12 protein-coding genes are annotated in these 14926 nt (G+C 46.7%); 1 reads left to right on the top strand and 11 read right to left on the bottom strand.

Going from position 1 to position 14926, the window contains the following annotated elements; translation table 11 throughout:
* Window positions 1-203: 203 nt before the first annotated feature.
* A complete protein-coding gene (locus AB5026_RS11385; protein WP_265190955.1) occupies window positions 204-3248 on the bottom strand; it encodes a glycoside hydrolase family 2 TIM barrel-domain containing protein in 3045 nt (1014 codons plus the stop codon).
* A 140-nt stretch (window positions 3249-3388) separates the two neighbouring features.
* On the opposite strand from AB5026_RS11385, the gene AB5026_RS11380 reads away from it, so the two are divergent.
* Complete coding sequence (locus tag AB5026_RS11380) at window positions 3389-4195, top strand: helix-turn-helix domain-containing protein (RefSeq protein WP_015526109.1); 807 nt, start codon at window positions 3389-3391, stop codon at window positions 4193-4195.
* Window positions 4196-4384: 189 nt separating this feature from the next.
* Here the strand turns inward: AB5026_RS11380 and lgt are convergent, their stop codons facing one another.
* From lgt to AB5026_RS11330, 10 genes are all read right to left on the bottom strand, one after another.
* The gene (gene lgt, locus AB5026_RS11375; RefSeq protein WP_173739729.1) at window positions 4385-5503 is read right to left on the bottom strand and encodes a prolipoprotein diacylglyceryl transferase; all 1119 of its coding nucleotides are present in this window, start codon (window positions 5501-5503) and stop codon (window positions 4385-4387) included.
* A gap of 56 nt (window positions 5504-5559) precedes the next feature.
* Entirely contained in the window at window positions 5560-6657 is a 1098-nt protein-coding gene (gene ychF, locus AB5026_RS11370) for a redox-regulated ATPase YchF (protein ID WP_044961563.1), read from the bottom strand.
* A gap of 145 nt (window positions 6658-6802) precedes the next feature.
* A complete protein-coding gene (locus AB5026_RS11365; protein WP_021651620.1) occupies window positions 6803-7477 on the bottom strand; it encodes a thiamine diphosphokinase in 675 nt (224 codons plus the stop codon).
* Between the two features lie 2 nt (window positions 7478-7479).
* Window positions 7480-8154 carry a ribulose-phosphate 3-epimerase gene (rpe, locus tag AB5026_RS11360; RefSeq protein ID WP_015526113.1) on the bottom strand — a complete coding sequence of 225 codons (675 nt, stop codon included), beginning with the start codon at window positions 8152-8154 and terminating at the stop codon, window positions 7480-7482.
* Window positions 8155-8157: 3 nt separating this feature from the next.
* Entirely contained in the window at window positions 8158-9036 is an 879-nt protein-coding gene (rsgA, locus tag AB5026_RS11355; protein ID WP_227588583.1) for a ribosome small subunit-dependent GTPase A, read from the bottom strand.
* 2 nt (window positions 9037-9038) lie between these two features.
* The gene (gene pknB / locus AB5026_RS11350; RefSeq protein WP_368213352.1) at window positions 9039-11282 is read right to left on the bottom strand and encodes a Stk1 family PASTA domain-containing Ser/Thr kinase; all 2244 of its coding nucleotides are present in this window, start codon (window positions 11280-11282) and stop codon (window positions 9039-9041) included.
* Window positions 11276-12022 (bottom strand): Stp1/IreP family PP2C-type Ser/Thr phosphatase, encoded by a 747-nt coding sequence (locus AB5026_RS11345; protein WP_021651617.1) that lies wholly within the window; start codon window positions 12020-12022, stop codon window positions 11276-11278. Before AB5026_RS11345 ends, pknB begins: the two co-directional genes overlap by 7 nt.
* 1 nt (window position 12023) lies before the next feature.
* Window positions 12024-13064 (bottom strand): 23S rRNA (adenine(2503)-C(2))-methyltransferase RlmN, encoded by a 1041-nt coding sequence (gene rlmN / locus AB5026_RS11340; RefSeq protein ID WP_015526117.1) that lies wholly within the window; start codon window positions 13062-13064, stop codon window positions 12024-12026.
* A gap of 6 nt (window positions 13065-13070) precedes the next feature.
* A complete protein-coding gene (gene rsmB, locus AB5026_RS11335; protein WP_368213354.1) occupies window positions 13071-14423 on the bottom strand; it encodes a 16S rRNA (cytosine(967)-C(5))-methyltransferase RsmB in 1353 nt (450 codons plus the stop codon).
* A partial coding sequence (locus tag AB5026_RS11330; protein WP_368213351.1) for a zinc metallopeptidase occupies window positions 14419-14926 on the bottom strand: 508 nt, incomplete at its 5' end. The genes AB5026_RS11330 and rsmB, both read right to left, overlap by 5 nt.

Raw genomic sequence — 14926 nt, 5'->3', positions numbered from 1 at the left:
CACTTTCTACCACTTATGTAATCATTCTAAACTATTTACCATGAAAAAACAAGTGCATATCCAAGTTTTTTTTCATTTCATGAAATATCCACAGGTTTTTTTTCAACCTGTTTATTTTCTGTGCATTATTATGAAATGAAAAAGCTTCCGGACAGTCGCCGGAAGCTTTTTTCTGACTTTATGTTCTGTTATTTTATGACATTTTAAAGGCCTTTGAACGCAAAGGAAAATTTCATCTTTCCATTAGTATCCAGAAGGTATTCCGGATGGGTGCGGGCACCCCAGCTGTCATCTCCTCCAACACCCATCTGCGCCTTTGCGGCACGGACAACGGTATAATGGATTGCCGGAAGCTCATAGGGATGCATGGCATTTTCCATTTCATGAGGAGTATATGGAAGTGCCGAGAACATCATCGGGCCGTTTTCTTTATCCATCTCAAAGAGCATTCCTCTACCCTTTCTGTCTGTGATCTTTGCCCAGCGTACTTCCTCCTTGTTTCCGCATTCCTGCGGCACAAGATAGCGTGCCATATTGTCTGTCACGAGATTCTCATAAATGCCGAGCTTTGCGCCATGCTTCCGGTCTGCATAAGTCTCTGCCGGTCCCAGGCCGTACCACTGAACATGATCATAATCCGCATTGAATTTAAAGAGTACTCCGAACTCCGGCATATCACCCAGCTCTTTTACAGGATCATAGGTCAGCGTTGTCTTTACTCTTCCATCTCCGGTTACCTCATAGGCAAGACGGCATTCACTGGCAGGCGTAGTTGGCAGGATGTAGGTAAAAGCAACCTCCACGCTGTTTTCGTGAACCGTTGTCTCCGGAGCATTGGCCGGACCATACATGCCTTTTCGGTAATCCTTATGACTTGCGTACATGCTGGCGATCTTCCACTGTGCATAGCGCATCTGCATCAGACTTCCGCAATCATTATCTGTAGGGGCTCTCCAGAAGTTGGGCTTCGGAATCGCTTCGATCATTTCTCTTCCTGCATATTTATACGAAACCAGACCACCATTGAGAACGGAAAACAGCACTTCGAAATTTTCCCCGCGGACACCGATGTTATGAAGGCTTCTCACAAGCTCCACGCCACACGCAGGAGCTTCCGGTGTTCCTTCCACCTGATAAACATACTGGCCGAAAGCAACCTCATGTCCTGCCTCTGCCCAAAGTGTTTTTTCTCTGAGAAGGAAGGCTACGGTTACCGTATATTCGCCCGGGCGCTGCTGTTTTCCAAATGGAAGTCTGTAGGTCTGTTGGCTTAAAGGCTCCACCGCTGTATCCAGTGTCTCTGTGCGGAGGACATGACCGTTCTTTGCAAGAGTCACTTCACACCGGAATGTGTCCGTATTTACAAAAAGATTTTTGTTAATGATCTTAACAGAATCCTCACTTACCTGCGCAGTGATATTCTGGTAGTTGAATTTTACCTCCTGCATCTTTGGTGAAGCATCTCTGTCTCCGCCGTATGCGATACCGTTTCCACTGAAATTATAATCTGTAGGACGTTCACCGAAGTCTCCGCCGTATGCCTGGAATTCTTTACCGTAACGGTCTTTTTTGTAAATAGACTGATCAATGTAATCCCAGATAAAGCCACCCTGATATTTCGGTTCTGTATCTGTAAGATCTGTATATTTATGCATTGCACCGCAGGAATTTCCCATTGCATGGGTATACTCACAGCAAATAAACGGCTTGCTGTCATCCTTTGCAAGGAACTCCCGGATCGCTTCTACGGAAGGATACATCTGGCTTTCCATGTCACTGGTGGCATTGTAGCTGCGGTCATGGAAAACCCCCTCATAATGTACCAGTCTTGTAGGATCATTCTTGCGGTAGAACTCAGACATCTCAAAGATATCTTTTCCACCAAAGGATTCATTTCCACAGGACCAGATCAGGATCGCCGGGTGGTTCTTGTCACGCTGATACATGGAATTTACACGGTCTAGCATCATGCCCAGCCATTCTGGTTTGTTGTGCGGAACGATATCCGTGTGATCTCCGGTAAATTCTGCTATATCCCAGGTTCCGTGAGACTCCAGATTGTTTTCTGCGATCATGTAAATACCATATTCATCACAGAGACGGTAGATCGGAGATGCATCCGGATAATGACAGGTACGGATCGCATTGATGTTGTTCTGTTTCATGATCACGATGTCTTTGAGCAGTTCCTCCCGGGACACATGTCTTCCTGTGACAGAGCTGAACTCATGACGGTTCACACCCTTGAATACGATACGTTTTCCGTTAAGGGTCATGATACCATCCTTCATTTCAAAACGGCGGAAACCAACTTTCTCCGGGATAATCTCCTGGAGCTTTCCGCTTTCATCACTGATCTCCAGCTCCAGATCATAGAGATTCGGCTCTTCTGCACTCCAGAGAAGGGGATCCTGAATCTCCCAGGTACAGGTATCCTCTCCGTTCAGAGATCTTTCCTCCTGCAAAAGGATCTCTCCCTTTCCGGAAAGTGTAAGCTTCATTTTTCCTTTTCCCCAGGTACTGGTCACAATCTCAAGCTCGGCTTTTTTGAGAGTTTCATCCGGAATGGCACGGATCCTGAGATCATATACATGGACATCCGGTACCGTAAACAGATAAACATCTCTGTAAATTCCGGAAAAACGGTAAAAATCCTGATCCTCGCACCAGCTGCTGGCTGTCCATTTAAACACCTGTGCCGCCAGCTTGTTCTCGCCGTCCTTCAGATATTCCGTAAGCTCGAATTCTGACGGAGTAAAAGAATCTTCACTGTATCCCACAAATTTTCCATTGAGCCACAGAGCCAGGCCGCTCTCTGCTCCCTGGAATGAAACAAATACTCTTTTTCCTTTCATGCTCTCCGGCACATGGAAATATCTCACATAGCTTGCCACCGGGTTAAAACGTTCCGGGATCTGTCCCGGATGAAGTTCTTCATGGCCTTCCCACGGATACTGGACATTGGCATACTGCGGTGCATCATATCCTTCCATCTGGATATGTGCCGGCACATAAATGTCCTCCCAGTCCTTACAGGAATATGCTTCTTCCTCAAAGCCTGGGATAGCAGATGCATAATTCCGTGCATAATGGAACTTCCAGAGACCATTCAGACTGTGACGGAAAGAAGTTTTCCCATCTTCTCTCTCTTCCTCACAGCGATAATATGTATGATCTGAGTGGGCATCCATTCTTCCGTCGCTGAAATACCGGGGATCTTTTAACAGAGAATGATCAAATTTTTTCATTTTTTCCTCCTGCCCGGCAGATTCTGTTTTTTCTGCCGGATTCTTCGTTTTTTATGCTATGATCATTATAGTATAATCCACCGGATTATGGTATAATATGTTTCGCCAAAATATATAACATTTAGAAACAGGTGAATATCATGTCGATCTATTTCAGAAACACTCCGGTCAGTGCTCCCTTCATGTTTGAATCTCTTGGGAACCACTGGAATCAGGTTAATATCTTCCGTCCGGACGGATATCCGTATTATCATTACCTCCAGACTGAAAAGGGTACCGGACGCATTGAAGTCCGTGGAAAATTTTATACTCTCGGAGCCAACGAGGGCATCCTCATCGCCCCCGGTGTCCCTCATTCCTATCACAGGGAGTCTACTTCATGGACCACGATGTTTGCCACCTTCACAGGAACATTGGCAGGCAGCATTCCTTCCATGACAGACAACCAGGAAGTGATCCTTATCGAAAAGGAACAAGGAGCCAGTATCCGGAAAATGATTTCTTCTACCTTGCGTAAATATCATCAGCCCACACCGGATATGAAATCTCTTTCTTCCGACTGCTATAATTTTCTTATGAATTTTACAGACTGTGCAGCTTCTCCGAAGATACAGGATAATCCTCTCTACCAGAGATATGTGATTCCGGTAATAAAAGAAATCGAAACCGGTTATCAGCAGGATATCACTGCAGCGCAGCTGAGCCGGAGCGTTTTTGTCTCTCCGCAGTATCTTTCCCGTCTGTTCCGCCGTTTTATGGGCTGCTCGGTTTACGAGTACGTTACCATGTACCGCATCAGCCGCGCACGTGAGCTTCTGCTTTCCAGACCGGATATGAAGATCCAGGATGTTGCCGGCGCTTCCGGATTTTCCGATGCCAGCCACTTTATCGCCATGTTCCGTAAAGTCACAGGCACAACTCCTCTGGATTTCCGAAAGATGTACTGATATATTCCTACTGCACAGCACAAAAACTGCCCTGCCGGAAACGTCGTAGAAGACGTTTTCCTGCAGGGCAGTTTTCTGCTGCTCTTATCAGCCAAATGCCGGTATCCTATATTCTGATCCATCAGACAAAAGCATCTGTATCCTATATCTGTTTGCTCTCAGTTTCCGTAATATAATTCCAGAATACGGTCAACTCTTTGGCTGGCCTCCAGATTCTTCAGAAGATCGCTCCTGCTCCTGATCTGGCTGTCCAGCTTCTTCCGTTCCTCCTGCAGTTGCCGCAAAAGTGACGCTTTCCGAAGAGCTTCCTCTTTCTTCTGTATCTCGTTCTGATCCATTTTTTTCTCCCTGTACAGTCTCTGTTTCCAGATTCTCTGCTACATTTTCCCGTTGCTGTTCCGCTTCTTTCTCTGCCTGCTGATCTTTCTCGATCCTTCTCATCCGTACTTTTGCCCGCTTTCTGGACATCACGCGTTTCACTGCAACTACCACGGTGCAAAGAACAAAAAGTATTACCGAGATTACCAGTGAAACATCCACGCCGGTTCCCGGAAACAGTATTTTATCTGTGCGGAACCACTGGATCACTGCTCTTCCAAGACCATAGCCTGCCAGATATCTCAGAAAGATCTCTCCCTGAAATACTTTTTTGCGAAGCAGCATCATAAGCACCAAAAGCACAAGCAGACACCAGAGACTTTCATAGAAAAACAAGGGCTGTACCAAAATCCAGGTACCACCGTCCACGGTTTGAAGCTTTTCACGCATAGCCGTGGTGACCTCTCCTGCCCGTACCGCAGTCAACGGCAGCTGCATGGAAAAAATGTTGTCTGCATATTCCCCGAAAGATTCTCTGTTAAAAAAGCTCCCCCACTTTCCTATTATCTGCCCGATCAGAAGTCCCATGCAGGCAAGATCTGCCATCTGCCAGAAGGATTTCTTTCGGATCCTGCAGTAGACCGCACCACCCAGCACACCGCCCAGAAGTCCGCCATAAAACATAAGTCCTCCGGACCGTATATTCAGAAGCTGTCCCGGATCATTTTTATAAAGGCTCCAGGAAAAAGCCGCATAAAGCAGCCTTGCCCCTGCCACACCGGAAAGCAGCGTTATGATGGCCAGATCCAGATATGCATCCGGATCTTCATGATTTCTTCTGGCTTCCAGTACCACAAAAAAGATTCCCAGAAGCATTCCTATCGCGATCAGGACGCCATAGATCGTGATCTCAAAGCCAAAAATCTCAAAGGATCTCGGCACATGATCCAAAACCAGATTTAATCCGGGAAACCGAATTGACATATCCATAAAATCACCTGTTATAATTTTTCAGCTTACAGCCGGTATTTCACAGACGTTGGTGATCACACGTTAAATCTGAATAAGATCACATCTCCGTCCTGTACAACGTACTCTTTTCCTTCCATACGTACAAGGCCCTTCTCTCTGGCACCTGCATAGGAACCGCAATCCAGAAGATCCTGATAATTCACAACCTCTGCTTTGATAAATCCACGTTCAAAGTCTGTGTGGATCTTACCTGCTGCCTGCGGTGCCTTGGTTCCGATCTTGATAGTCCATGCTCTTGTCTCATCCTCTCCTGCTGTCAGGAAGCTCATAAGGCCAAGAAGGTGATAGCTTGCGCGCACCAGCTTCTCCAGGCCGGACTCTGTCAGTCCCAGATCCTCAAGGAACATCTTTCTCTCATCCTCATCCAGCTCGGAGATCTCCTCCTCGATCTGCGCACAGATCACAAATACCTCGCTGTTCTGTTTGGCAGCGTATTCACGTACTGCCTGTACATACTGATTGTTCGCCCCATCATCTGCGATATCATCCTCTGCAACGTTAGCCGCATAGATCACCGGTTTTGCAGTAAGAAGATTATAGGTTGCAAGCCATGCATCCTCATCTTCGTTCTCTGTTTCCAGAGTAATGGCAAGCTGTCCCTCTTCCAGATGCGCCTTTACTTTTTCAAGGAATGCAAGCTCTTTGGCAGCTTCCTTATCCATACGTGCAGTCTTGGTAACCTTGGCAATTCTTCTCTCGAGGATCTCAAGATCAGAGAAAACAAGCTCCAGATTAATAGTCTCGATATCGCGGAGCGGATCAATGCTTCCATCTACATGAACAACATTGGAATCCTCAAAGCAGCGTACCACGTGAACGATAGCATCTACCTCACGGATATTTGCAAGGAACTGGTTTCCAAGTCCCTCTCCCTTAGATGCGCCTTTTACAAGACCTGCAATATCGACGAATTCGATCACTGCCGGTGTTACTTTTTTTGATTTATAAAAATCTCCGAGAAGATTCAGTCTCTCATCCGGAACGGTTACAACCCCCACATTGGGGTCGATAGTACAGAACGGATAGTTTGCGGATTCTGCTCCGGCTTTTGTCAGTGAATTGAATAATGTACTTTTTCCTACGTTAGGAAGTCCTACGATACCTAATTTCATCTCTCTATATACATCCTTTCGATATATTTATTTACAGTATTTTTCAGATACTCTTTAAACAGGCCTTTCCGTTTTTCAGGCCATTCCTGTCCCATATTACCATACACAGCCTGAAATCGCAACTGTGAGGCATTTGTTGTTACTGTCAGTCCCTGGACATGATCATCAGAAGCTGCCCGCTTTCATACAGGATCTCTGCGGTTTCTTCCGAAATCTCATTGCTGACGGTCAGGCCACTGTCTTCTACTGTCAGATGATATCCGTTCAGCGGATACTTAAATCCCCTCAGAGTGAGGCCTGTCACATCACCTCCCACAGTAAAGAATGAAACATATTTTCCAAACTGCTCCTCTCTGTGCAGTATAGTTCCGCTTTCTGCAAGTGTGATATAATTCCACTGATCTGCGATCGCAATACGAACGCCCTGTTCCTTACCCATAGAAAGCAGTCCCAGATTCGCCAGCACATGATCCAGCCTTGTGCCGGTAGCTCCCAGGATCAGGATATCCTTTGCACCCTTGCGGATCATCTGGTTTACCGCAGACTGTGTATCCGAATCATCCTTCTCTGGCTTCAGCCTGATGATCTCCGGTCCCTTCAGGCTTTCCATATATTTTTGGCCTTCTTCGGAAAGACTGTCAAAATCCCCAATTGCAAGATCCGGAATAAATTCCCGGTTTTTCATAAACCATTCCATCCCCTTATCTGCAGCAACAAGAGTGATTTTCTCTCCTCGGCTTTCTTCTATTCTTTTTTTTAAAAAATCGAGGGCAAAACCATTCTGGATATTGCCCCCGCTGATTATTATTGTATCGATCATTTTCAGTCCAGCTCTTTTTTGATATTGTGGATTTTTTCTGTAATGTGTCTTACATTGGCTGCCACATCGCCCTTAAATACCCAGGAACCTGCGACCATGAGGTTTGCACCGGCACGCATAACCGTCTCCAGTGTATCATCATTGATACCACCATCTACCTGGATATCAACATCCAGCTCTTCTTCATCAATAAGCTCACGAAGCTCCTGGATCTTCTCCGTGCATTCGTCCATGTATTTCTGTCCGCCAAATCCTGGCTGAACAGTCATTATCAGCACCATATCTACATCTTCAAGAAGATGGCTGATGTCATTTACCGGTGTGGATGGCTTGATCGAAACTGCCGCCTTTACCCCTGCTGCCCTGATCTGCTCCAGTGTACGCTCCAGATCCTCACATGCCTCCGCATGTACAGTAATGGAATCTGCTCCGCATTCTACAAAATCGCGGATATATCTTTCCGGTTCTGTTACCATCAAATGTACGTCGAAAAACATGTTGGATTCTTTCCGGATCGATTTGATCACCGGCATTCCAAAAGAAATGCTGGGAACAAAATCTCCATCCATAACATCAATATGCAGATATTCAACGCCTTCCTTTTCCAGAATTTTGATCTGTTCTCCCAGTCTGTTAAAATCTGCTGATAAGATCGACGGGCACAATCGGTATTCCATGACTCAGTATCTCCTTTTCTCTTTTAATTCCTGGTGCAGCTCCAGATAATCTTCATATCGGAGTCTGCTGATCTCATTGTTCTCAAGGGCTTCCTTAACAGCGCAGCCCGGTTCATGTATGTGACGGCACCCCTGAAAGCGGCACTGTCCTTCATATCTTCGGAACTCTGGAAAGTAATCCTTCAGTTCCTGCTCCTCCATATTTTCAATATATAAGGAGGAAAATCCCGGCGTATCCACAAGGAATGTATCCTGTGCCACCGGTATGATCTGTGCATGGCGCGTGGTATGTTTTCCCCGTTTCAGCTTACGGCTGATCTCACCGGTTTCCATCTCCACTTCTTCCTGAAGGGAATTTGTAAGAGAAGATTTTCCCACGCCGGATGGGCCGGCAACCACAGTTGTCCTGCCCTGAAGCACTTCTTCGATCTCGTCGAGTCCTTCTCTCTTCAGGGCACTTGACAGGATCACCTGATAGCCGCAGCTCTGGTATGTTTCATAGAGAAATTCCAGCTCTTCCGTTGTTGCCAGATCTTTTTTGTTAAAACAGATGACTGCCGGAACACCTTCCCTCTCCATCATAATGAGGAAACGATCCAGAAGCATGAAGTTCGGCTTCGGATTATCCATGGCAAAGATCACCAGTGCCTGATCTACATTGGCCACAGCCGGACGGATCAGAGAATTCTTACGCTTGTGGATCTCCGTCACACTTCCCTCCAGTTCCTTTTCATCCAGAACTGTAATGTCCACATTGTCACCTACCAGAGGCTTGAATTTATCCTTACGGAAAATTCCCTTGGCTCTGCATTCATATGTATTACCGTCTTCTGCATATACGTAGTAGAATCCGGCAATACCTTTGATTATCTTTCCCTGCATGATCACTCAGCTTTCTTGAATGTAACCGTGTAGGTTCCAAGCTGCTGATAATCCCCGTCTACCTCTTCATAGAGATAGATGGTTCCTGAGGTAACGCCCTCAGCACCTGAGATATCAAGCTGATACGGGAAGCTGATATTCTGTCCATCAATGATGGTGGATGCCTTAGGCTCACCGTTTACGTCCTGGATCAATTCCAGACGGATCGCGCCTCCATTGTAGCCGGACGGAGTATCCAGTGTCTGTGTACATTTCCAGCCTGTGTTTGCATTGACATCTGCTGTAGATGTAGTTGTGGATACTGTGCTGTCCGCAGATGCTGTGCTGTCTGTAGATGCTGTACTATCTGCAGATGCTGTGCCGTCTGCAGATGCTGTGCCGTCTGTGGATGCTGTGCCGTCTGTGGATGGAGCCTTGTCACCGGAGCTGATGGTAATGCTGATCGGCTGATCCGGGTCCGCTGCCGCATAGGCTTCCGGATCCTGTGCGATAACTGTACCTGCAGCTTCTGTACTCTGCTGTTCTGTTATCTGGATATCAATAAATTTACCTAAAGTAGTAAGTGCATCATCCTTGGTCATTCCCACAACACTCGGGACCTCAGCATTATCGCCATAATCGACCCCTCGGCTGACTGTCAGTGTCACAGAAGAGCCTGCCTGCACAGAAGTACCTGCTGCCGGCTCGACATTGTAAACATATCCCGGATCTACCAATGCATATCCGTTGTCATCTGTGTCACTGTATTCTTTCTGGACATTTACCTGAAGTCCAAGATCTTCCAGAGTCTGCTGTGCATCGATTCCTGTGCGTCCATCCAGATCCGGGATCGTAACCTGTGCTGTTCCGGTGCTTACCCAGTATTTCACAGTTGTATTGGCTTCAACCTGTGTTCCCGCAGCTGTCTCCTGACGGGAGATCCTGCCTTTTTCCTGATCGGATGCCTCCTCACCGGCCATCTGGACACCCAGATGTGCATCGTTTGCAAGTGTTTTAGCCTCTTCCTCTGTCTTGCCTACAAGATCAGGAACGGTTGCCAGACCGTCAGCTGCTGATTCCTGCTTCGCTTCTGCCTTGCTGCTGTCTGCAGCTCCGCTGCTGCCGGTTCCAAACAGTCCTGCGGCACGTCCAAGCACTACCACAAGAACGATCAGAAGGACTGCACCTCCGATCAGTGCCGCAATCGTCAGACCTCTTCCGGAACCATGATGCTTCTTTTTCTTTCCGGATCTATGCTCGGATCTCGGTCTGTATTCTTCCTCTGCATCATCGTAATCGTTATCGTCGTATTTTTCTTCCTCAAGTGCGGTGATCTCCGGTTTTGTGATCTGCTTCGGTGTATGTTTGATCTCACCAAGCTCTTCTTCTGAGATCACAACCGTCTTGGCATCGTTGTCAACTGTAGTAAGCTTTACAAAATCACCCTGGGGATCGATCAGAGAATGCTTCAGGTCTGCGATCACATCCTCCATACGGCTGTAACGACGATCTACACTTTTCTGTGTACATTTCAGAATGATCTGCTCCAGACTGTACGGAAGGTCCGGTGTATAAACACTTGGCGGAACCATCTCTTCCTGCAGATGCTTGATAGCGATCGCCACAGTGGTATCTCCGTCAAAAGGAACTCTTCCTGTGACCATCTCATACAGTGTGATTCCAAGAGAATAGATATCGCTCTTCTCATCGCTGTATCCGCCTCTCACCTGCTCAGGTGAGCTGTAATGTACAGATCCCATTACATTGGAGCTGATCGTATTGGAAGATGCAGCTCTGGCAATTCCAAAGTCTGTCACCTTTACTTTACCATCTGTGGAGATAATGATATTCTGGGGTTTCACATCTCTGTGAACGATACCATGGCTGTGTGCCGCCTCCAGACCCATAGAAACCTGGATTGCGATACTTGTAGCCTCTTTAATGGAAAGCTTTCCCTTCTTGGAGATGTATTCCTTCAGAGTGATACCCTCGATCAGTTCCATAACAATGTAATAAACACCGCCGTCATCTCCTACGTCAAATACATTGACGATATTCGGATGTGTAAGACCAGCTGCCGCCTGGGCCTCACTTCTGAATTTCTTTATAAACGTGGTGTCTTCCCGAAACTCCGGTTTCAGGACCTTCACTGCAACAAAACGGTTCAGCTTATGGTCCATAGCCTTATAGACATCTGCCATTCCGCCAGTTCCGATTTTTCCTACGATCTCATAGCGCTCGGCTGTGATCATTCCCGTCTTCAACATGCTTCCACCTCATTCGTGAATGGCTCTACCAGTACGACTGCAATATTATCCTTACCACCATTCTGATTTGCTTCCCGAAGGAGCGCACTGCCCTTCTGATCAATATCTGCTTCCGGATCGGATATGATCTCCTGGATCTTCTCATCTTCAACCATATTGCTGAGACCGTCTGAACACATCAGGATCGTACATCCTTTTTCAAGTTTCAGATCAAAGAAATCCACATCCACCGTTTTCTCCGCGCCAAGTGCCCTTGTAATGATGTTCTTATCTGGATGATTCCGTGCTTCCGCTTCGCTGATCTCGCCCATTCTCACCATTTCCTGTACCAGGGAATGATCTCTGGTGACCTGGCGGATTCCGTCCTGGATCACATATAAACGGCTGTCACCCACATTGGCTACATAGGCATACTGATCTACAATAGTCGCCACCACCATAGTGGTTCCCATGCCCCGGAGGTTTTCGTCTTCCTGCGCACGGTTTCTGATCTCCGTGTTCGCAGCTTCGATCGCATGACGAATAACCTTCACAGGATTGTAATCCGCATCTTCACGGATTTCATCCACAAGGATCCGTACTGCATGTGAGGATGCATAGTCACCGGCGTTATGGCCGCCCATTCCGTCCGCGACTGTGAAAAGATTAGGCAGATTTCCAACCGGACCTTCAGATGCAAACACGTAATCCTGATTCATCTTCCGCTTCTGCCCTACATCAGTAGCTGAGTATATCCTCATGTCACTTCTCGCTTTCTGTTTTTTCCATGTAACTTTTTCTTAGCTGTCCACAGGCACCGTCGATATCGCTGCCCATTTCCCTTCTAATAGTAACATTAATTCCGTATTTTTCAAGTTTTATTTTGAAATTCTCCACAGCCTGTCGAGTAGACCTCACATAGGAGCGTTCCTTGATGGGATTGACCGGAATCAGATTTACATGGCAATTAATGCCTTTTATACGGCCTGCCAGCTGTCTCGCATCTTCTTCACTGTCGTTGACGCCGGCTACAAGACTGTACTCAAAGGTGATCCTTCGGCCTGTTTTGTCAAAATAATTTCTGCAGGCATCCAGAACCTCATCCATAGAATACTTATTCGCGATCGGCATCAGTTCCTGTCGTTTTTCATCATTTGGAGCATGAAGGGAAAGTGCCAGAGTGATCTGAAGCTTTTCTTCAGCCAGATCATACATCTTCGGCACGATCCCACAGGTAGAAACCGTCACATTTCTCTGACTGATCCCAAGACCGTTTTCGTCGGTAAGGATCCGGACAAAACGGACAAGATTGTCATAATTATCCATCGGCTCACCGGTTCCCATCACAACTACATTGGCCACACGTTCACCGGTATCTGCCTGGATACGGTAAATCTGATCCAGCATCTCGGACGGTTTCAGGCATCTGGTCAGTCCTCCGATGGTAGATGCACAGAATCTGCATCCCATACGGCAACCCACCTGAGAAGAAATGCACACAGAATTTCCGTGGTGATACCGCATGAGAACACTCTCGATCACATTTCCATCTTCCAGCTGGAACAGATATTTTCTGGTTCCGTCAATTTTTGAGATCCTTACATCTGCCTGGGTCAGTGCTGTGATCGGATAAGCCGAAAGCTTTTCCCTGAGGCTTTTGGAAAGATTTGTCATTTCATCCCAGGAGGTAACCAGCTGCTGGTGAAGCCATGCATAGATCTGTTTCGCCCGGAAAGGCTTTTCACCGATCTTTGTCATGAATTCCTTCAATTCCTCCATGGTCATGGATTTTACATCTGTCATTTTCTGTTATTTCCTTCTGAATCTGGCAATAAAGAATCCATCTGTCTTATGTATTCCCGGCAGAAGCTGCAGATAGCCAAGCTTCGTGGACTTACAGTGCAGTTCCTCCGGAATATACGGATCCAGGCTTTCCAGCCGGTACGGATAATTCTTTAAAAACCATAATACATTTTCTTCGTTTTCTTCCCGGGCAATGGTACATGTGCTGAAGATCAGCGTTCCATCCGGTTTCACATACTTTGCAGCCTTATCCAGGATCATTCTCTGGAGCATTACGATCTCTTCCTGTTTCTGCGGAGTTGCCCGGTATTTGATTTCCGGTTTCTTGCCGATAACTCCATAACCGGAGCACGGTACATCCGCGATCACAATATCCGCAGCCTGTTCGGAATCCGGATCATATACCGTTGCATCCTGAACTCTGGCTTCCACATTGATCACTCCGGTCCTGTGGATGTTTTCTTTGATAAGATCTGCCTTATACTGACTTACATCTCTGGCATCCACATTTCCGTAATCCCCCATTTTGTCTGCCGCATGGATGCTTTTTCCACCTGGTGCAGCGCACATATCGATGATATGGTCACCTTTTTTCGGACTTGCAGCTTCCGCTACAAGCATAGAACTTACATCCTGCACCAGGATCTTTCCCTGAAGGAAGGTCTCAAGTGTCAAAATATGATTGTAATCGGAAATCTTCAGTGCATAGGGAAGATAAGGAGCCTGTTCTACTGTCACTCCCTGAGACTTCAAACTGGTGACGATCTCTCTCAGAGACGCCTTATGAGTACGGCACCGTACTGTGATCGGTCTTTCTGTCAGAAAATCCTCCAGGATCTTCTCCGTAGTCTTCACTCCGTAGGCTGCTTTCCATTTTTCTACCAGATATTCCGGCATGGAATATTTCACAGAAAGATAACGGACTTCGTTTTCTTCCCTGGAAGGAAGCTCCAGATCACCGATCTCTCTTACGATCGTACGGAGCACCCCGTTGACAAAGGGCTTTAGATTATAAAAGCCTTTTCGCTGTGCCAGCTTTACCGCTTCATTGCATACTGCACTGTCCGGAACACTGTCCATAAATTTCAGCTGATATACCGCACTTCTCAGGATCTCACGGATCTGCGGTTTCATCTTGTTTACAGAAACCTTGGAAAAAGAATCGATGACATAATCAATATAGATCCTGTATTCCAGGGTTCCCTCACATACTCTTGTAATAAAGCTACGTTCCTGTTTCGGAAGAAACTGATATTTGGAAAGCGCATTCCGGATCGCAATATGGCTGTGCTCACCCTCCTCCTCGATCTGTAACAGGATCTCAAGGATCAGTTCTCTGGTATTTACTCCGCTGCTAATCACGATCTCTACCTCCTGCAAGGATAATCAGTCTCAGAAGCTGCAGAATAGATGCCGCCAGAGCTGCTACATAGGTAAGCGCTGCCGCTGTAAGTACTTTTCTTGCACCCTTTTTTTCATCTGCACCTAAGATACCTGTACTTTCCAGCATTTTAAGCGCTCTGGAAGACGCATTGATCTCAACCGGAAGTGTCACCAGCTGAAACAGTACTGCCAGTGAAAACAAAACAATTCCCAGAGTTACCAGCGGATCAATGGAAAAGATCAGTCCTGCGATAAACAGCGGCCATGAAAGCTGGGAACCAATATTTGCGGCAGGTACAATGGCTGAACGGATATTCAGTGGTGCATAATTGATCGCATCCTGGATCGCATGGCCACATTCATGTGCTGCCACCCCCACAGCCGCCAGAGAATTTCTTCCATAAATATCTTCTGAAAGGGAAACCGTTTTCGTTCTCGGATCATAGTGATCCGTAAGACTTCCGCGGATCGGAACCACC

Source organism: Blautia sp. RTP21359st1_E11_RTP21359_211015 (assembly GCF_040910705.1).
GTDB lineage: Bacteria > Bacillota > Clostridia > Lachnospirales > Lachnospiraceae > Blautia_A > Blautia_A fusiformis.
The sequence above is the reverse complement of the archived record's forward strand: the minus strand, read 5'-3'. Positions and strand labels throughout refer to the sequence as shown.

What these genes read in the sequence shown, in the direction of transcription:
- AB5026_RS11385 (WP_265190955.1), bottom strand. Translation starts at nt 3,248, where the DNA reads ATGAAAAAATTTGATCATTCTCTGTTAAAAGATCCCCGGTATTTCAGC.
- AB5026_RS11380 (WP_015526109.1), top strand. Translation starts at nt 3,389, where the DNA reads ATGTCGATCTATTTCAGAAACACTCCGGTCAGTGCTCCCTTCATGTTT.
- lgt (WP_173739729.1), bottom strand. Translation starts at nt 5,503, where the DNA reads ATGGATATGTCAATTCGGTTTCCCGGATTAAATCTGGTTTTGGATCAT.
- ychF (WP_044961563.1), bottom strand. Translation starts at nt 6,657, where the DNA reads ATGAAATTAGGTATCGTAGGACTTCCTAACGTAGGAAAAAGTACATTA.
- AB5026_RS11365 (WP_021651620.1), bottom strand. Translation starts at nt 7,477, where the DNA reads ATGATCGATACAATAATAATCAGCGGGGGCAATATCCAGAATGGTTTT.
- rpe (WP_015526113.1), bottom strand. Translation starts at nt 8,154, where the DNA reads ATGGAATACCGATTGTGCCCGTCGATCTTATCAGCAGATTTTAACAGA.
- rsgA (WP_227588583.1), bottom strand. Translation starts at nt 9,036, where the DNA reads ATGCAGGGAAAGATAATCAAAGGTATTGCCGGATTCTACTACGTATAT.
- pknB (WP_368213352.1), bottom strand. Translation starts at nt 11,282, where the DNA reads ATGTTGAAGACGGGAATGATCACAGCCGAGCGCTATGAGATCGTAGGA.
- AB5026_RS11345 (WP_021651617.1), bottom strand. Translation starts at nt 12,022, where the DNA reads ATGAGGATATACTCAGCTACTGATGTAGGGCAGAAGCGGAAGATGAAT.
- rlmN (WP_015526117.1), bottom strand. Translation starts at nt 13,064, where the DNA reads ATGACAGATGTAAAATCCATGACCATGGAGGAATTGAAGGAATTCATG.